This window comes from Ruegeria sp. BI11 (assembly GCF_056538005.1).
This window is the reverse complement of record NZ_JBQFSM010000018.1, coordinates 33,224-52,249: the sequence shown is the minus strand read 5'-3', so window position 1 is coordinate 52,249 and position 19,026 is coordinate 33,224. Positions and strand designations below refer to the sequence as shown.

Sequence of the window (19,026 nt, the reverse complement as noted above, 5' to 3'; positions counted from 1 at the left end):
AGCCGAAGCCGAAGCCGAAGCCGAAGCCGAAGCCGAAGCCGAAGCCGAAGCCGAAGCCGAAGCCGAAGCCGAAGCCGAAGCCGAAGCCGAATTGGTGGAGGAACCGACCCCCACGGAGCCCGTGGCGCACAAAGAGGAAAAACGAGGCGGCTTTATCCCCGCTCTAATCGGCGGCGCACTTGCTGCGGCAATTGGCTTTGCAGCGGGCAGTGCGGGGATGTTCAACTCAGGCCAGTCTTACGCATTTACAGCGCTGGAATCGAAGCTAAGCGACCAAGCCAGCCAGATCGAAGCGTTGACGAAATCCATATCCGAATCCCAGTCCGGCAGTTCGGATGTAGATAGCAAAATCGCGGCGCTGACCGATCAGGTCACGCCGCTCAGCACTGACCTGGCCGCGTTGAAAACCAGTTTGGACGGGCTGGCGGGCAAGGTTGATCCTCTGGCCGGACGTCTGAGCGATCTTGAAAGCGGTGCCCTGACGCAAGGTGCATCAGCTGAGGTCTCGGCAGCCTTTGAAGCAGAACTAAAAAAACTGCAGGATTCGCTGGCCGCTCAGCGGGCTGAGGTTGAGAAAATGGTCTCGGACGCGCAGGCGCTCGAGGCGCAGGCCGCGGTCAAGGCACAGGCTGCGACCAACGCCGCTGTTCTGTCTCAGGTGCATGGGCAGTTGGAGGCGGGCCAGCCCTATAATGAGCTTGTAGACAAATTGACGGCAGGAGGCGTGACCGTCCCCGATGCCCTGTCAGCACCGTCCACAGAAGGCGTTGCAACCCTTGCTGCTTTGCGCGACTCCTTTGTGCCGGCAGCCCGTACCGCGCTGGCCGATGCGCGCGATGCCGACAAGTCCACCGGGCTGGTCGCCTTTCTGCAGCGTCAGACCGGCGCGCGCTCGGTGACTCCGCAAGAGGGCGACAGCCCGGATGCGATCCTGTCGCGGGCGCAGGCGGCTTTGTCCCAAGGGGATATCGCTACGGCGCTGAGCGAACTCAAAGCCTTGCCTGACACGGCGCAGGCCGCGTTGGCCGATTGGAAACAGGCGGCCCAAACGCGGGTGGCTGCCGTCGACGCCGCAAATGCGCTGCAATCCAGCGTAAACTCGAACTGAAGGACCTGCCATGCTGTGGTCACTGTTAAAGATCCTTGTTTTTGTAGCGATTATCGGTCTGCTGGCCATGGGCGCCATGTTCCTGATGGAAACCAGCGGCGGAGTTCAGATCACCGTCGCGGGCACCGAATTCACGTTGGGGCCGCTGCAATCGGTTATTGCGCTGGGCGTGTTGGTGGTGGCGATCTGGGTGTTCTTTAAACTGGTGACCCTGTTGATTGCGACGCTTCATTTTCTCAATGGCGACGAAACCGCCTTGTCTCGCTATTTCGACCGTAACCGGGAAAAGCGTGGCTATCAGGCGCTGTCGGACGGGTTGATGGCGTTGGCCTCGGGTGAGGGGCGCGTAGCAATGTCCAAGGCCGCGAAGGCCGAGAAACTGCTGAACAAGCCGGAGCTGACCAACCTGTTGGTGGCACAGGCCGCCGAGATGAATGGCGACACGAAAAAGGCGTCCGAGACCTACAAGAAACTGGTCACGAACAACGCCACCCGCTTTGTTGGCGTGCGCGGTATCATGAAACAGAAGCTGGCCGAGGGGGATGATGACACCGCCCGTAAGCTGGCGGAAAAGGCGCTGGCGATTAAACCGCGCCATGCGGAAACGCAGGATATTCTGTTAGGTCTGCAAACCAAATCGCAGGATTGGGCCGGTGCGCGCTCGACCCTGACGGCCAAGCTGAAAGCCGGTCACCTGCCGCGCGATGTGTTCAAGCGCCGTGATGCGGTGCTGGCCTTGTCCGAGGCCAAGGACATTCTGGATGACAGCGCCACGGTCGAACAGCAGGAACACGCGATCGAGGCCAACAGGCTTTCGCCCGATCTGGTACCTGCCGCCGCGATGGCCGCGCGCGCCTATATCGAAAAGGGCAAGCCGCGTGCTGCAACCAAAATCTTGAAAAAGGCGTGGGAGGTGCAGCCGCATCCTGATCTGGCCCATGCCTTTGCCGAGATCGCGCCGGATGAAACCCCAGCGGCACGTATTACCCGTTTTACGGCCCTAACCCGTATCCACCCGGAGGATCTGGAAACCCGCCTGATACTGGCCGAACTGAACATTGTCGCCGAAGATTTCCCCGAAGCCCGCCGTGCGCTGGGCGATGTGGTAGAAAAGCAAGCCGATGCGCGGGCCTATACCCTGATGGCGGCGATTGAACGGGGCGAGGGTGCTTCGGACGCCGTTGTACAAGGATGGCTGGCCAAGGCGCTGAACGCTCCGCGCGGCCCGCAATGGGTCTGTGACAACTGCCACGACATTCAGCCTGAATGGGCCCCGGTTTGCCAGAATTGCGGCAGCTTTGACACGCTCAGCTGGCAGACCCCGCAAACGCCTGAGATCGCCACGGCCACCGGTGTGCACATGCTGCCTCTGATTGTCGGGGCGCTTGAAGACAAGGCTGAACCTGAGCCCGAACCGGAAGAGGAAGAAGTTCAAGAACCTGAGACCCCCGAGGTTATCGAGATGGAAGCCGAGCCCGTCCGTCCTGACGTTGAGCCGGTGCGGCCGGATGTCGAACCCGTGGTGGAAAAACAAGCCTAGCGGCAGTTTCTGCAGACCGGTGGGTGGATCAACTCAGTCGGAGAGGCTCATCGGTCAACTTCGCCTTGCGCTGTAGTGTTCAAGTATGTCCAACGATACTCAGGTGGCGTTGGGCCTTTGTTTCGCCCCCCTTGCTGAACTTGCTCCCAAGCGTGCGCAAGAATGCCAACTGAACGGGACAGGCAAAACAATCCTCGAGCGAGAGGCGCAGCGAAGCCAAGCTCTGCGTAAATAACCGCAGTGGCGCCATCGATGTTCATCGGGACCGGTTTACCCTTGCGGCGTGCCAGGTCGGATTCAATATCCGTCGCGACGCTCTTGAAGCGCCCGTCACAAGCCTCACTCGCAATCGCTTCGTCAACCAATTCCATCAGACGAGGCGCACGTGGATCCGTTGGTGTGTGAAATCGGTGGCCAAATCCAGGTAAAATTTTTCCGTGTATATTGGTCCAATCATCGACCGCCACATCAACAGTCGCAGTGTGGGAGTCGACAAAATGATAGAGCGTTACGGCTTGCTCTCCTGCCCCGCCATGAATGTCGCCCAGCATATTCACTGCGCTGGCCATGGCATTATTCAAAGGCAACCCACAGGTCACCGCCATGCGGGCCGCCGCAATTGAAGGCGCCTGCGGTCCGTGATCCACAGCGGCAACCAATGCAGCTTCAAACAACCTTAGTTGTGCAGCTGAGGGCCGATCGCCACGCACCATAAACCAGATCATTTCTGAAAAGTTGAGATTGCCAATGAGGTCCTGAATCGGCTCTCCGCGCAGATCAATGCGCCCCGGTTCCATGTCGATGATGGCGGTGCGCCACCAGTCAGCGACGTCGCTCATATGACACCCTCCTTCTCCAATTCATCGATCTCAGCTCTTGAGAGGCCGAGTTCCGACCAAATCGCTGCGTTATCCGCACCAAGCGGTGGTGGTGAAGAACGGGGCATTCTGCGCTGTCCATCCGTCACAATCGGGCTTCCAGCCAGTTTCATCTCTTCGCCTTGCACTGACAAAGATCCAATCAAGCCACGACCTGCGAGTTGTTCGTCCGACAGGGCCTCGGGAACGGTCAGTACCTGCCCCGTTGGAACGCCCAAAGCGTTTAACTCGCGGACCCACTCAACGGCTGAACGTTTGCGCAGCGTTGTTTCCAGTTCTTCCCGAAGCGCGTGACGGTTCAGCTTACGGTCTTCACGGGTTGCATAGATGGGATTTTGCAGCAAATCCTGACGTCCAAGATGCTGTGCTAGTGCCCTCCATTGTTCGTCACGGTTCGCGGCAATGTTGATTGGGTTGTCTGCAGTGGCAAATGTTCCGGACGGAGCGGAAGTGGTATTTTCATTGCCATGCGCGCTTGGAGTAACGCCACCGACCAGATAATTCGAAACTACCCAACCCATTGTCGAAATCACCGCTTCGGACATGGCGATATCCAAAAACGCGCCCCGCGGCTTGGCGTTCAGGGATGCGCTGATCGCAAAGGCGGCCGTCAGGCCACCGACAGTATCTGCCAGTGGATATCCCACACGGTACGGTGCCGTGTCCCTTGCACCAGTGATCGACATGACGCCGCTCAGACCCTGAACGATCTGGTCATACGCGGGGTCGTTTCGGCGGGGCCCGTCCTGACCGAACCCGCTGATCGCGCAGTAGATCAGATTTGCATTCTCGGTGCGCAGGACCTCATACCCGAGTCCCAGACGGTCCATGACGCCAGGACGGAAGTTCTCGACAAGAACATCTGCGTTCTGCACCAACCGTTTCAACAGCGCTTTGCCCTTCGCTGATTTCATGTTCAGCGTGACGGATTTCTTGTCGGCGTTTTGAGCGAGAAAGCTGATGCCCATTCCTGCTTTGTTTCGATTTGGGTCAGCGCCCAGAACGCGGGCAAGGTCGCCACCTTCTGGGCGTTCGACCTTGATCACTTCAGCCCCCATAAGCGCAAGCTGGTAGCAGCAATACGGGCCCGCCAGAACATTCGTCAGATCAAGAACCCGTATGCCCGAAAGGGGTTCAGTCGCCATCTGCGATCCCAGCCGCCCGTGCACGTGCGCGACGTGCACGATAGCTGGGCAGCAACACCAGTAGAGCCGCAATCACCAGTAGACCCAGTGTCATGGGACGTTCCCAAATGAATGCGATCCCGTCATAAAGCTGCATCGACCGGGCGAAATTGTCTTCCATCATGCCGCCAAGGATGAACCCAATCAGCAGTGGGGCCAGCGGATAGTCGGCAAATTTCAACGCTGTCGCACAGATGCCGAAACCGACCAGTATCAGTAGTTCAGTCGCATTATTCTGCCCTATATAGGCCCCCATTAGGGTGAAGAACAAAATGAACGGGATCAGATAGTTGCGCGGAACCGCCAGAACCTTGGCGATATATGGGATCAGCGGCAGGTTCAGGATCAGCAATACCAGGTTGCCGATGAACATCGACATGATGACCGCCCAGAAGATCTGAGGTTCATCCAGCATCAAGCGCGGGCCTGGTGTTACGTTCAAAGCAATCAGGGCACCCAGCAAAATGGCCGTTGTTCCCGACCCGGGAATACCAAGGGTCAGCAGGGGAACAAAAGATCCCGTACATGCTGCGTTGTTCGCTGTTTCGGGGGCCGCCAGACCCTTGATTGACCCTTTTCCGAATTCTTCCTGTTCTTCTTTGGGAGCGATATTGCGTTCGACCGCATAGCCAAGGAAGCTCGCGATAGTGGCCCCGGCACCGGGCAAGACGCCGATAAAGAACCCCTGGACGGATTGTCGTCCGACAACAGGCGCGATGGCCTTGGCTTCTTCTTTCGTGATCCGCAGGTCTTTGATTTCACCATCATCACCCTTCAAATCCTTTGGTTTGAGAACCAGGAACAGGGCCTCGGGTAAGGCAAACATGGCCATGGCCAGCGTGATGAACCCAAATCCGGACTGCAGGTCCATGATACCCATCGTGAACCGAGGCAAATTGAACAGAGCGCCTTCGCCCACGGTTGCCATGATGAGTCCAAGAACTGTCATGATGACAGCCTTGGCAACCTGTCCGCTACCCGCAAATGCTGCAATGGCCGAAAGTCCCACGACCATCAACGCAAAATATTCAGCCGAATGGAACAACAGCGCAACCGAGGACAGCGCTGGGGCAAAAACCATAAGCAGGACAGCACCAAGCGTGCCGCCAGCAAAACTGGCAATTGCGGCAACTGTCAGTGCCTTGCCGGCTTTGCCCTGGCGGGCCATTGGATAGCCGTCGAAACTTGAGGCAACTGTACCTGCGACCCCCGGCGCGTTCAGCAGAATGGAAGAGGTCGATCCACCAAAAATAGCGCCATAATAAACCCCGGCCAGCAAGATCAGCGCGGCCGACGGGTCACCCATGGAGATGGCAACAGGGATCATGATAGCGATGATCGACATTGGGCCGAGACCCGGCAGCATTCCAATGAATGTGCCGATCAGGCATCCCGCGATGACCATCAGTAGGTTTTGTATGGAAAATGCCGTTTGCAGGCCGATCAGAAGTCCTTCAAGCATGTCAGCCTCCGAAAATGCCCGGCAGGGGGCGCATGTAGATGCCAAGAACTTCCTGCACCAAGTACCAGACGGAACCTGTCGCTATGAAAGCGACAGGCAGCATGATGTGCCATTTCCGCTCGCCCAGAATAAAGGATCCGAGGATCAGGAAAGCCGAAGTTGAAATCAGGAAACCCACGGGGCGCAGGCATAGGGCGTAGATGACCATTAAGGCCAGCAACATCAGCGCCTGACCCAAATGATATTCACCCAAACGGCGATAATCGATGTCGGCCTCTTTTACCTCGGACTTTTCAAAGCCCAGCAAAATAATTGTCGTCGTTACGATAGCCAAAATTGACAGCACTTTCGGGAAGGTGCTTGGCCAAATGGGGTTTCGCTGCATGAAAGGAGGAAGACTACCATCCATCGTGAACCAAGCGGCGTAGCCATATGTTAATGATACACCCAGAAGGACGAGCGCGATCCAGCGATCCAGCGCCATGTGATCCCCTCCCTGTTTGTTGTTTGGGATGGCAGAGCGTTAAGCCGCTCTGCCAATTGTTTGATTAGAGGAAGCCCAGCTTTTTCATCAGATCGCCGATCTGCTGTTCTTGCTGCTCCAGGAACGACTGGAAGTCTGCGCCAGAGTTGTGGATGTTCACCCACCCATTGCGTGCGCGCACTTCTTCCCACTCTGGGGTGTCATACATCTTGGCGATCGCGTCCTGATAGGCTGCCAGCTTGTCTTCGGGCAGGCCTGGGGCCGCGAAGAAACCGCGCCAGTTGACGAAGGATGTGTCGATGCCCTGTTCCTTCATGGTCATCGCGTCAGGTGCGGCGTCCACACGTTCCTCGGCGGTTACACCGATGATCTTAACCTCACCCGCGTTTGCCAGATCGACGGCTTCCGAGAAACCAGTCGACAGGGCCGCGATTTCACCCGACAACAGGGCCGCCATGGCTTTGCCGCCTGCGTCATACGGGATGTATTTTACGGCCAGCGCGTCCTTACCGGCTGCTTCCATAACCATGGCGGCAACCAGATGATCCATGCCGCCCGGCACCGAGCCACCGCCAATTGCCGTACCCGAAGGATCGGCGTCAAACGCTGCCAACAGATCATCCATCGAGTTGATCGGGCTGTCCTTGCCGACAACAATCGCGGCGTAATCACCTATAGTGCCCGAAACCAGAGTCAGGTCGCGGAAGTTATGTGGGAACACGCCAGTCAGTGAGCGGATTACGATAGGCGTCGAATTAACCATCAATGTGCCGTGGTTACTGTCGGCGTTTTCGATCAGGAAGCCGATGGCTTTACCGCCGCCACCGCCGGACATGTTTTCGTAGGAAGCCGTCCCCACGAGGCCCGCCTTGGTCAGCGCCTCTCCGGTGCCACGGGCTGTGCCGTCCCAGCCGCCGCCGGCTCCGCCGGGGATCAAAAAGTGAATGCTGTCCACAACCTCATCGGCCAAAGCCGGGCCAGTCAGGCCAATTGCGGCCACAGCTGCGATTAGGGCGCGTCGGCCCAGTTTAAATGTCGTCATGATTTCCTCCCGTTTGACAACCGGCCGCAGGGCGGCTCAAGTTGGAAGAAACAAAAACACACCAACCTGACATCAACCTGTCACGCGGTAAAATACTGTTTGGGCCCGATGAAATTCTTGCTTGTCGAAGACAATCTGGACCTCGCGAATGCGGTAAGTTCACGTATGCGGCTGGATGGTCATGTCATTGATCACGCAGCGAATTTAGAGGATGCGACTGCTTATGTCGAAACCGATGAGTATGACCTTATCCTTTTGGATATCATGCTTCCGGATGGGGACGGTCGCGACTTTCTGAAACGGCACCGGGCAAGCCGTTTGGACACGCCGGTGATCGTTTTGACTGCACGAAGCCAGGTATCGGACCGAATCGGTTCGCTTGATCTGGGGGCAGACGACTACGTGACCAAGCCTTTTGATCATGCTGAGCTTGAAGCGCGCTGTCGTGCTGTACTGCGTCGAAAATCTGGCATCGCAAGAACAACTATTGAGATTGGCGGTGCCGTGTTTGATCCGGTGGCCGGTCATTTGACGATAGCTGGGGAAACCGTCTCTTTGCGCAATCGTGAACTGCGCATGATGGAACTGTTCATGAACGCTCCGGGTCATGTGTTTTCGAAGCAGAAACTGGCGGATAGATTGTTTTCCTACGACGACAATGTGTCGGACAACGCCATCGAAGTCTATGTCGGTCGATTGCGCAGGCATCTGGAAAAATCGGATCTAAAAATAACCACGCTGCGCGGTCTGGGATATAGGTTGGATCATGACCGCTAATCCGACTGTCTCGGGGTCGTTGCGGAACAGACTTGTGCTGACATTGATTGGTGGTGCGGCGGTTCTTGCGATCCTTCTGTTCTTTGCGGTTCGAAACTATGCAGCACAGGTGGCACAGCAAGGTCAGGACAACATCCTGGAAGCTTCAGTGACGTCCATACTCGATGCCGCGGCCCTCAGGGATGGGGTGCTGGAAGTGGATATACCCTACGCGGCATTCTCGATGCTGAGTACTCCTTCAGACGACCGGGTGTTTTATGCCATTTTTCAGGACGGTGAGTTTTTATCCGGCTACGAAGATCTTCGTTTGGCGGACGGGTTTGAAGAAAGTGACTGGTTGTTCAAATCTGGTGAAGTTCGTGGTGAGCGAATTCGCCAAGTCAGTGCAAGTCGAACACTTGTTGGGTTGGGAAAACAGACAGAAGTAGATGTCGTACTCGGACAGACACAGGATGCGCTGTCACAAACTCTCGATCAAATCTCACGCAATGCCGCTTTTCTCGGATTGGGTTTCTTTCTTTTAACAGCGGCGCTTTCCTTTTGGATCACGTCGACAACGATCGGACAGCTCAACAAGCTTACGAATTCTGTAACCAGACGGGGGCCCCAGGACTTAAGCCCGTTCAAGAAACCGGTACCACGCGAAATGGCGCCATTGGTCATGTCGCTGAATTCTTTGATGGGGCGTTTGGACCAGTCGCTCAGCCAGTCCGAGGACTTTATCGCTGAAGCAGCCCACCGTGTGCGAACGCCTCTTGCGACCGTCAGGTCATATGCCGAGGCGACGCTTCACCGGGTTGAACGAAAGGAAAACCGCGAGGCGCTGCGTGCCATGGTGCGGGCGATTGATGAAAGTTCGCGTGCAGCAGGCCAGCTTTTGGACCACGCGATGATTACAGCCCGTGCTGATCGTCTTGAGCGTGAAGATGTAGACCTTGTTGAATTGATCCGCGAGCTTGTTCAGCGACTGACGCCCATTGCGGAAATGAAAGAACTGTCACTTTCGTTGACGGGTGATCCCAGTGTTCCCTATTCCGGCGATCCTATCCTAATTCAAAATGCTGTACGCAACATGATCGACAACGCGCTGAAATACGCACCCGCGGATAGCGCCGTCGAAATTGAGGTCAGCGCGAAGCCTGAGGTCAAGGTGAGTGACTCGGGGCCTGGTTTTCCCCCAGATGAGATTGATCGGCTGACAAGGCGGTTTGAGCGCGGTAAAAATGCCGCCGGAACAATTGGGTCGGGTTTGGGTCTTACCATCGCAGAGGATGTGGCAATGGCGCATGGTGGAACATTGGTTCTTGCAAACCGGACAACGGGGGGCGCATGCGTTACCTTACTGCTCTGATCCTTCTCTTGTTGCCCTGTTTGGGCTGGGCTGAGGACTGGGAAGACCAATTGATTTTTAACGAGGGTGCGGCGGGTGTGCATCTTCGTGTTATATCCAGCACAGACACCGTATTGTTCGCACCCGTGATCGAGGGCTTTGTGGCCCAAAATCCCTCTATTAGTGTCGAATATTTGGTCTCGGGGACAGCCGATATCGACAAGCGAGTCCGGGCCACACCAGAGGCTTTTGATGTCGTTGTGTCCAGCGCTATGGACTTGCAATTGAAGCTGGCAAATGACGGCTTTGCCGTGCCATTCGACGAGATCGAAACACCGCCCTGGGCGCAGTGGCATCAAAGCCTGTTTTCTTTCACAACCGAACCGGCGGCAATTGTGATCAACCGAGCAGCGTTTGAAGGTCAGTCTCTTCCTCTGACTCGCCAAGGTTTGATCGAAGCACTACGGGAACGCCCACAAGAGTTTCACGGTAAGGTTGGGACATATGACGTACGCGAGTCAGGTCTTGGCTATCTATTCGCGACACAGGATGCGCGTGCATCGGAAACATATTGGCGTTTGATGGAGGTTATGGGCGGCCTTGATGTTCGGCTGTATTGCTGCTCGGGTGAAATGATAAACGATCTTGCGGACGGAACAATTCTAGTCGCATACAACGTCCTTGGCAGTTATGCAGCAGTCCGGACCGAAGGTAAGGATGCTCTGGAAGTGATTTTTCCGACGGACTTTCAAACGATCATGATGCGAACAGCGCTGGTTTCGCGGGCGACGCAGGAGCCAGATGCAGCCGAGGCGTTTATACGGTATTTGATTGCTGAAAATTCTGCTGCGCAAAGCGCTCAATCTTCGCTTCCGCCACTTACGTTACAGGATGGTTCAACAGATCACGAGACAATTGGATTGAATCCGGCATTGATGACATTTTTGGACGACTTGAAGCGAAAAAAATTTTTATCAGCTTGGGAAAACGCGGTGATTCAGTAGATCGGAGAATATCCTTTGCCCGCCTCTGAAAATGACCACGGCATTTTCGAATGACGCGCCAGTCCCATTTTGAACCGGATTGAATTTTGCTCTTGTAACTGAATCCGGCTTTGGTTGTGCAAAGAGTGCCAAACTGAATAGCCGCGGTGACATATTCGAGAACAGCAGCCAATTGTCCCAGTCAAATCCGTTTGCTAACGTCGCCCTCGCGTCGGGGAGGGCGTGTAAACCCAAATGCTGGATTATTCGCATAACGCCTGGCTTGTAATGGCCTCATTGGCCGTGGCGCTGATGGCGGGTTTTACCGGCCTGTACCTTACGCATGGCGCGTCCAAGCTTGACCCGCAAAGACGCAAGTTCATCGTTGCCTTGGCTGCAATCATCTTGGGTGGTGGCATCTGGTCGATGCATTTCGTAGCCATGCTGGGCCTGCAGTTGCCGATCTTGTTCTACTATGATGCGCTGATCACGCTTATCTCGGCCTTGGTTGCAATCTTGATGGTAGGTCTCGCGTTGCTGCTGTTGCATTTCCGACCGCGCACGACGCAGACGATTGTATCGGCGGGCGTCATCGTCGGCCTGGGTATCGTGGTGATGCATTATGTCGGTATGGCCGGGATGGAACTGTGCCGCCCTGTCTACAATGCGTGGGACGTTGTGATTGCCACGCTGGCCTCGGTGGTCCTGTCGGTCATGGCGATCTGGGTGGCCTATGACAATCGTACACAACGCAATATCCTCTTGGGGACGGTGTGTTTTGGGTTGGCCGTGTTCACGATGCACTTCGTAGCCACCGGCCTGACCGATTTCATAGCCAGTGACAATGCGGGTGGGGCGGGGCCTGCGCTGAGTAACCAGACATTGGCGATGGGAGTTACCGTTTCGGTCTTTCTGATCTGTGGTGCCTTCCTGTTGACCGGCATCACCTTCATCGAGCTGGAACCCGAACCAGAATATACCCCCGCGCCTCAACCTGCCACGATGCGGGCAGGAGTTCCGTTTGAACGCGAAGGCCAGACCTTTTTTGCCGAACCTTCAAAGATCGCCGCCATCCGGGCCGAGGGGCACTATACCGTCCTCTATATGGGCGCCGAAAAGCTGTTCTGCCCGTGGTCGATTACAGAGGCCGAAGGCCGCCTGAAAACCGACGGTTTCATACGCGCCCATCGAAGTTATCTGGTGAACCCTAGCCATGTTTCGGGTTTTGAACGGCACAAGGATAATGGCACCTGTTATTTCGATGACACCGACGCATTGAACAAGGTCCCCGTCAGCCGATCGCGCCTGACGGCTATTCGCGACGCGTTGGGCCTTTGATCGCAACTCGTGCAGCCTATTCGCAACTCGTGAAACAAGCTGCGCGCCCCGTTTCCGCTTACTGGAACGTCTAATCCCATCGTTTTTTCCTAGCTTCAGGTCCCCCAAGGCACAAAGTCCGGACCCCAGGGAGGAAAATATGATACCAGCCGGTTTTGAGTATCACCGGCCAGGCGACATCGCCTCGGCCATCAGCATTCTGCAGGAACACGGAGATGAAGCGCGCGTGCTCGCGGGGGGGCATAGCCTGATCCCTATGATGAAGCTGCGCATGGCTGAAATGGGCCATCTTGTCGACCTGCAGGCCATCGACGAATTAAAGGGCATCGAGATCGGGCCCGAAACTGTTTCGCTGGGCGCGATGGTTACTCAGCACGAATTGATTGCGCATGAAGGGTTGGCCGCCGCCATTCCCCTAATCCGCGAGGCGGCATTGCAGATCGCCGACCCTCAGGTGCGGTATGTTGGCACTGTTGGTGGAAATGTAGCCAATGGCGATCCGGGCAATGACATGCCTGGGTTGATGCAATGCCTGAATGCTACTTTTGAATTGTCCGGCCCCGACGGCCCCCGCAGCGTCGCCGCACGAGAATTTTACGAGGCCGCCTATTTTACAGCCCGTGAGGATGAGGAAATTCTGACGCGCATCTCGATCCCGGTACCCGGTGCGGGGATTGGTCAGGCTTATGAAAAACAAAAGCGCAAGATTGGCGACTACGCCACAGCGGCAGCAGCTGTGATGGTCGGCAATGGCACGGCATCGGTGGCGATGACCAATCTTGCCGACACGCCAGTTTGGTCCGAAGCGGCCAGCGCCGCCTTGGCCGGGGGTGATCTTGACGGCTGTGTGGCGGCGATGCTCGACGCGATTGAGCCTGTCGAAGACAATCGCGGTCCCGTCGAATTCAAAAAACACGTGGCCGCCGTGATGCTGCGCCGCGCCATCGACCGCGCGCAAAGCCGCGCAGGCTGAGGGGAGGAACCAATGTCAAAAATGCACGTCAAACTCACCGTGAACGGCAAACAGGTCGAAGGTCTGGCAGAGCCGCGCACATTGCTAATTCACTTCCTTCGGGAGGATTTGAAAATCACCGGGCCCCATATTGGTTGCGAGACCAGCCATTGCGGGGCTTGCACCGTGGATATCGACGGCAAGTCGGTCAAGTCCTGTACCACCTTTGTGGCGCAGGTGAACGGGGCTGATATCACCACTGTCGAAGGGCTTACCAACGAAGATGGCAGCTTGGGCGTTTTGCAAGAGATGTTCCGTGAACATCACGGACTGCAATGCGGCTTCTGCACGCCGGGTATGATTACCCGCGCGCATCGGCTGCTGCAGGAAAACCCGAACCCGACCGAAGAAGAAATCCGTTTTGGTATGGCCGGCAATCTCTGTCGCTGCACCGGGTATCAGAATATCGTCAAGGCGATTTCTGCCTCTGCAGACATGCTGAATGCTCAGAAGGAGGCTGCGGAATGAACGACCAGACTCTGACCCCCGAAGAACGCGCTGCCAACCTCAAAGGCATGGGCTGCGCCCGTAAGCGTGTCGAGGATGTGCGCTTTACCCAAGGAAAGGGCAACTATGTCGATGACATCAAGCTGGACGGGATGCTGTTCGGCGACTTTGTGCGCTCCCCCTACGCACATGCCCGTGTTGTCAGCGTGAACAAAGAGGCGGCTTTGGCCGTGCCCGGTGTTGTCGCCGTTCTAACCGCTGAGGACCTCTCACCCCTAGGGTTGCACTGGATGCCGACGTTAGCCGGTGACAAGCAGATGGTTCTGGCTGATGGCAAAGTTCTGTTTCAGGGACAGGAGGTTGCTTATGTCGTGGCCGAAGATCGCTATATTGCGGCGGATGCTGTTGAATTGGTTGAGGTTGAGTATGAAGAGCTGCCCGTCATCACTGACCCGTTTGAGTCGCTAAAATCTGACGTTGTCCTACGCGAAGATCTTGAAGGTCAGACTGAAGGTGCCCACGGACCGCGTAAGCACCACAACCACATCTTTACTTGGGAACAGGGCGACAAGGACGCGACCGAAGCGGTTCTGGCTGAGGCCGATGTCGTCGCCGAGGAGATGATCTATTACCACCGTACGCACCCGTGCCCTTTGGAAACCTGCGGATGCGTGGCCAGCATGGACAAGGTGACTGGCAAGCTGACCTTGTACGGCACGTTTCAGGCCCCGCATGCGATTCGGACCGTTGTGTCGCTGATATCAGGTCTCGCCGAGCACAATATCCGCGTCATCAGCCCCGATATTGGCGGTGGATTTGGCAATAAGGTCGGGGCCTATGCGGGCTATGTCTGCTCGGTCGTGGCCTCGATTGTCACCGGCAAGCCGGTGAAATGGGTCGAGGACCGGATGGAAAATCTGATGTCCACCGCCTTTGCTCGCGACTACTGGATGCAGGGCAAGATTGCAGCCACGAAGGACGGTAAGATCACCGGCCTGTGGTGCCATACCACGGCGGATCACGGTGGCTTTGACGCGTGCGCTGATCCCACCAAATTCCCGGCCGGGTTCATGAACATCTGCACCGGGTCTTATGACATCCCCACCGCCTATCTGGCCGTGGATGGTGTCTATACCAATAAGGCTCCGGGAGGAGTGGCCTATCGCTGTTCCTTCCGTGTGACCGAGGCCGCATATTTCATCGAACGGATGATCGAGGTACTGGCGATCAAGCTGAATATGGATGCGGCCGAGCTACGTCGGATCAACTTCATCAAGGCGGATCAGTTCCCGTATCAGTCTGCGCTGGGTTGGGAGTATGATTCAGGCGATTATCACACCGCTTGGGATAAAGCGCTGAAAGCAGTGGACTATGATGGTCTGCGAGCGGAGCAAGCGCAGCGGATCGAGGATTTCAAGGCCGGTAAGACTCGCAAACTGCTGGGCATTGGCCTGACGCATTTCACTGAAATCGTAGGGGCCGGACCCGTGAAGAATTGCGACATCCTCGGGCTGGGCATGTTCGACAGCTGCGAAATTCGCATACACCCGACCGGGTCAGCCATCGCACGGCTGGGAACGATCAGTCAGGGGCAGGGTCATGCCACGACATTTGCCCAGATCATTGCCAGCGAGATTGGCCTGCCTGCAGATGATATCACGTTGGAGGAGGGTGACACTGACACTGCGCCGTATGGGCTTGGCACTTATGGGTCTCGGTCCACGCCAGTGGCGGGTGCTGCAACGGCCATGGCGGCCCGCAAAATCCGCGCCAAGGCACAGATGATCGCGGCTTATCTGCTGGAAGTGCATGATAACGACGTCGAATGGGATGTGGATCGCTTTGCCGTCAAAGGTGCACCGGAACGGTTCAAGACTATGAAGGAAATCGCCTTTGCCGCCTATAACCAAGCGATTCCGGGGCTGGAACCCGGTCTGGAAGCGGTCAGCTACTATGATCCGCCGAATATGACTTATCCGTTTGGGGCCTATATCTGTGTCATGGAGATCGATGTGGATACCGGCGAATGGGACGTAAGGCAGTTCTACGCGCTTGACGATTGCGGTACTCGGATCAACCCTATGATCATCGACGGCCAGGTCCATGGTGGCGTGACCGAAGCGCTGGCCATCGCGATGGGTCAGGAAATCGCTTATGATGAAATGGGCAATGTGAAGACCGGTACGCTGATGGATTTCTTCCTGCCGACCGCGTGGGAGACGCCGAACTACACCACTGATTATACGGTGACGCCGTCTCCGCACCATCCGATTGGTGCGAAAGGTGTGGGTGAAAGCCCGAATGTGGGCGGCGTGCCGGCATTTTCGAACGCGGTACATGATGCGTTCCGGCCCTTCGGGTTGGTGCAAAATCATATGCCGCACGACCATTGGCGGATTTGGAAGATTGCCAATGGGTTGGGGATGCACGGGTAATCGGTTTCGAACCGGCTGACGCCGGTCCGACCGAACGGAGGGGGTGCCACCCCCTCCGAACCTCCCCCGGGATATTTTTAGCCAGATGAAGATTGGATCCTGGTTGTGACTTTGAGTGAGATGCAGAACGGATTGGCCAAGCAGGGCTATGTTGCCGACGACAGGTTGGCAATGGCGCTGCATCTGGCGCAACAGCTGGGGCGGCCCTTGCTGCTGGAAGGGCCTGCCGGTGTTGGCAAGACCGAAGTCGCCAAGGCGATGGCGGCGCATCGGGACACTCGGCTTATCCGGTTGCAGTGCTATGAAGGTCTGGATGCCAGCCATGCTATCTATGAGTGGAATTACCAGCGTCAGTTGCTGGCCATTCGCGCGAGTGAAGCGCAGGGCGGGACTAGCGAAGCGCATTTGTTTACAGATGAGTACCTTCTGAAACGACCGTTGTTAGAGGCGATACTCGCAAACGAACCTCCGGTCTTGCTCATTGACGAGATTGATCGGGCAGACGAGGAATTCGAGGCCTATCTGCTGGAGATTTTGTCGGACTTCCAAATAACGATCCCCGAGTTGGGGACAATCGCTGCGCGTGTGAGACCTATTGTAATTCTGACCGCAAACGGGACGCGGGATCTGTCGGACGCTTTGCGGCGCAGGTGCTTGTACAGTTTCCTAAACTACCCGTCACGCGATACGGAAATGGCGATCTTACGCGCCCGGATGCCGCAGGTAGAAGAAATGTTAGCTCGTCAAATCATCGGTGTGGTGCAAGCATTGCGAAAAGAGGATCTTGTGAAAACCCCCGGCATTGCAGAGATGCTGGATTGGGCGGCTGCGTTGTCGGGTCTGGGGGTCAACGATCTTTCGCAATCGCGTGAAGAGGTGCAGGCAACGCTCGTGTGTCTGTTGAAAACTGCAGCCGATTACGATGTCGCTCCGGCTGAAGTCATGGATCGGCTGATCGGGAAGGTAGCGTGATGCAAGCCACCCGGTTTCCCTCTCGTGCCAGCGGTTTGGCAGACCGGATGTCCGATTTCATCGCACATCTGCGGATGAATGGGCTGCGGGTTGGTCCCGGGGAAACAGGAGATGCGCTCGCTGCATTGTCGACCGTTGATGCCACAGATGCAGAACAAGCTCGGCAGGCCTTGTGTGTCTTGCTGGCGGGAAGTGCTGAGGACTGGCGCCGGTTTGACGAGTTGTTCGATGCCTATTGGTTCAATGCGGGTAAGCAGCGCCGAGGCAGTGCACAGGCCCAGCATGTCCGGGTGCAATCGGCCAAACCTATGATCTGGCAGCAGAAGAAGCGGGACGCTCGCGAAACAGATGGCGATACGGGTCAGGAGACTGCCCCTGATCCGGGCGATGGGGAGGCCATGGGGAGAGACGGGAAGCTGATTGCGACCCGTACGGCCAACCTGTCGCGCCGCGATTTGCGGGAGTTGATGGATGAGCAGAGTCTAGCTCAGGCCGAAAAGGCTGCTTTGGCTTTGGCCCGAGCAATCCGGGATCGTCGGGCGCGCCGCCAAAAACAGGCGCTGCGCGGCCCGGCCTTGGATATGCGACGGATTCAGCGTGCAAGCATCGCCCGCGGAGGTGAACCGCTTGACCTCTATCGCCGTGCCCGCCCGCTGCGCCCGATGCGGATTGTGGCGCTGTGCGATGTCAGTGGCTCGATGACCGTTTATTCGCGCGTCTTTCTGGCTTTCCTGAAAGGGTTGATCAGCAGCGATGCGCAGGCGGATGCCTACCTGTTCCACACACGTCTGATGCGGGTCACAGATGCTTTGCGTGATCACGACAGCCTGCGCGCGGCCGGGCGATTGTCGCTGATGGCCGAGGGGTTCGGTGGCGGAACTGATATCTCGGGCAGTCTCAACACGTTTCTGAATGGGTATGGTTCCCGGGCGCTGAATGGGCGGACTATCGTATTGATCCTGTCCGATGGTTATTGCAGTTCGGACCCACAGGCGCTGGGCGAGGTGTTGGCACGCATCCGGCGCAAGGCGCGGCGGATTGTGTGGTTAAACCCTTTGAAAGGTTGGCGTGACTATCAACCCATCGCCGCAGCGATCCGGGCGGCGGAACCCCATCTGGACGCGCATTTGCCCGCCAATACGCTGGATGCCTTGGCGGCGTTGGAGCCGCAGTTCCGCAAGCTGTAAAGGAGACTAACATGGGAAATTTCGACATTTTCGATACCATTGAACAGCTGCGCCAGACCGGAGACGCATTCTGCGTAGCCACGGTACTGCGAACAGCGGATGCGACCTCGGCCAAGGCAGGCGGTAAAGCAGCGGTCACACGAGACGGACGCATATTGGGCCACCTGGGAGGAGCCTGCGTGCAACGTGCGGTGCGGGCTTCGGCGCAGGCGGCGCTGACCAGCGGCGCACCGCAGATGATACGGGTAAAACCTTCGGACAAGGTGGTGAACATGACCGACCCTGACGGTGTACAGACGTACAAAAGCGGGTGCCCTTCGGGGGGCACGGTCGATTTACTGGTGGAACCCTATCAGCACGCTCCGCGGCTGGTGATTTTTGGCGAGTCACTGATTGCAACCGCACTGGCTGCTCATGGGGCGTTGGCCGGATTTCGCGTTTGCATCAGCGACAACGCCGACGTTGACAGTGAGATTCAGCGTTTCACGCATGAAACAGTTGGGCAATTGGCGATCGAATCGCGGGATTTCGTTGTTGTTGCCTCGCAGGGGCGTGGCGATGCGGATGCCTTGAAGGTCGCGCTGCAAACCGAAGCAGCCCGTGTTTCCATGGTGGCCAGCCGCCGAAAGGCTGATACGTTGACAGCGAAACTCATTGCTCAGGGGCTGGATCCGGCACGGGCGGGGCAGCTCAAATCGCCGGCGGGGTTGGATATTCATGCGATTGATCCGCACGAAATCGCCTTGTCGATCCTGGCCGAGATCGTGCTTTGGCGAAACACCGACAAGACGAAGGAGGAGTCTGATGATGAGAAACGTGCTTAACCGCCTGCGGGCCCTGTGGCCTG

Annotated in this window: 17 protein-coding genes; 12 read left to right on the top strand and 5 right to left on the bottom strand. The window is 56.9% G+C overall.

Translation table 11 applies throughout. From position 1 onward, the window contains the following. The coding region (locus ACR0DT_RS23480) for a COG4223 family protein (RefSeq protein WP_480713087.1) at nt 1-1,108 on the top strand (1,108 nt) is incomplete at its 5' end. A 10-nt stretch (nt 1,109-1,118) separates the two neighbouring features. Further along, nucleotides 1,119-2,648 carry a heme biosynthesis HemY N-terminal domain-containing protein gene (locus tag ACR0DT_RS23475; protein WP_480713086.1) on the top strand — a complete coding sequence of 510 codons (1,530 nt, stop codon included), beginning with the start codon at nt 1,119-1,121 and terminating at the stop codon, nt 2,646-2,648. A 47-nt stretch (nt 2,649-2,695) separates the two neighbouring features. Here the strand turns inward: ACR0DT_RS23475 and ACR0DT_RS23470 are convergent, their stop codons facing one another. From ACR0DT_RS23470 to ACR0DT_RS23450, 5 genes are all read right to left on the bottom strand, one after another. Then, nucleotides 2,696-3,487 carry a citryl-CoA lyase gene (locus ACR0DT_RS23470; protein ID WP_480713085.1) on the bottom strand — a complete coding sequence of 264 codons (792 nt, stop codon included), beginning with the start codon at nt 3,485-3,487 and terminating at the stop codon, nt 2,696-2,698. Next, a complete protein-coding gene (locus ACR0DT_RS23465) occupies nt 3,484-4,671 on the bottom strand; it encodes a CaiB/BaiF CoA transferase family protein (RefSeq protein WP_480713084.1) in 1,188 nt (395 codons plus the stop codon). Before ACR0DT_RS23465 ends, ACR0DT_RS23470 begins: the two co-directional genes overlap by 4 nt. Next, nucleotides 4,661-6,172 carry a tripartite tricarboxylate transporter permease gene (locus tag ACR0DT_RS23460; protein ID WP_480713083.1) on the bottom strand — a complete coding sequence of 504 codons (1,512 nt, stop codon included), beginning with the start codon at nt 6,170-6,172 and terminating at the stop codon, nt 4,661-4,663. Before ACR0DT_RS23460 ends, ACR0DT_RS23465 begins: the two co-directional genes overlap by 11 nt. A gap of 1 nt (nt 6,173) precedes the next feature. Beyond that, nucleotides 6,174-6,656 carry a tripartite tricarboxylate transporter TctB family protein gene (locus ACR0DT_RS23455; protein ID WP_480713082.1) on the bottom strand — a complete coding sequence of 161 codons (483 nt, stop codon included), beginning with the start codon at nt 6,654-6,656 and terminating at the stop codon, nt 6,174-6,176. 64 nt (nt 6,657-6,720) lie between these two features. Then, entirely contained in the window at nt 6,721-7,698 is a 978-nt protein-coding gene (locus ACR0DT_RS23450) for a Bug family tripartite tricarboxylate transporter substrate binding protein (RefSeq protein ID WP_480713081.1), read from the bottom strand. A 108-nt stretch (nt 7,699-7,806) separates the two neighbouring features. On the opposite strand from ACR0DT_RS23450, the gene ACR0DT_RS23445 reads away from it, so the two are divergent. The 10 genes from ACR0DT_RS23445 (at nt 7,807) to ACR0DT_RS23400 (ending at nt 19,003) form a co-directional block, all read left to right on the top strand. Then, on the top strand, nt 7,807-8,475 hold the full coding sequence (locus tag ACR0DT_RS23445) for a response regulator transcription factor (RefSeq protein ID WP_480713080.1): 669 nt from the start codon (nt 7,807-7,809) through the stop codon (nt 8,473-8,475). Next, on the top strand, nt 8,465-9,826 hold the full coding sequence (locus ACR0DT_RS23440; protein ID WP_480713079.1) for a sensor histidine kinase: 1,362 nt from the start codon (nt 8,465-8,467) through the stop codon (nt 9,824-9,826). Before ACR0DT_RS23445 ends, ACR0DT_RS23440 begins: the two co-directional genes overlap by 11 nt. Nucleotides 9,827-9,846: 20 nt before the next feature. Continuing rightward, the gene (locus ACR0DT_RS23435) at nt 9,847-10,809 is read left to right on the top strand and encodes an ABC transporter substrate-binding protein (RefSeq protein ID WP_480713078.1); all 963 of its coding nucleotides are present in this window, start codon (nt 9,847-9,849) and stop codon (nt 10,807-10,809) included. A 234-nt stretch (nt 10,810-11,043) separates the two neighbouring features. Further along, nucleotides 11,044-12,126 (top strand): MHYT domain-containing protein, encoded by a 1,083-nt coding sequence (locus ACR0DT_RS23430; RefSeq protein ID WP_480713077.1) that lies wholly within the window; start codon nt 11,044-11,046, stop codon nt 12,124-12,126. A 139-nt stretch (nt 12,127-12,265) separates the two neighbouring features. Beyond that, nucleotides 12,266-13,099, top strand: coding sequence for an FAD binding domain-containing protein (locus tag ACR0DT_RS23425; protein WP_480713076.1), 834 nt, complete (start codon nt 12,266-12,268; stop codon nt 13,097-13,099). Nucleotides 13,100-13,111: 12 nt separating this feature from the next. Continuing rightward, on the top strand, nt 13,112-13,606 hold the full coding sequence (locus ACR0DT_RS23420; protein WP_480713075.1) for a (2Fe-2S)-binding protein: 495 nt from the start codon (nt 13,112-13,114) through the stop codon (nt 13,604-13,606). Next, complete coding sequence (locus ACR0DT_RS23415; protein ID WP_480713074.1) at nt 13,603-16,020, top strand: aerobic carbon-monoxide dehydrogenase large subunit; 2,418 nt, start codon at nt 13,603-13,605, stop codon at nt 16,018-16,020. The genes ACR0DT_RS23420 and ACR0DT_RS23415 overlap by 4 nt, the downstream gene beginning before the upstream one ends. Before the next feature lie 120 nt (nt 16,021-16,140). Beyond that, nucleotides 16,141-16,992, top strand: a complete 852-nt coding sequence (locus ACR0DT_RS23410; RefSeq protein WP_480713090.1) for an AAA family ATPase — start codon at nt 16,141-16,143, stop codon at nt 16,990-16,992. Next, nucleotides 16,992-18,179 carry a vWA domain-containing protein gene (locus tag ACR0DT_RS23405; protein ID WP_480713089.1) on the top strand — a complete coding sequence of 396 codons (1,188 nt, stop codon included), beginning with the start codon at nt 16,992-16,994 and terminating at the stop codon, nt 18,177-18,179. The genes ACR0DT_RS23410 and ACR0DT_RS23405 overlap by 1 nt, the downstream gene beginning before the upstream one ends. 11 nt (nt 18,180-18,190) lie before the next feature. Then, a complete protein-coding gene (locus ACR0DT_RS23400; RefSeq protein ID WP_480713073.1) occupies nt 18,191-19,003 on the top strand; it encodes an XdhC family protein in 813 nt (270 codons plus the stop codon). Nucleotides 19,004-19,026: the final 23 nt, after the last annotated feature.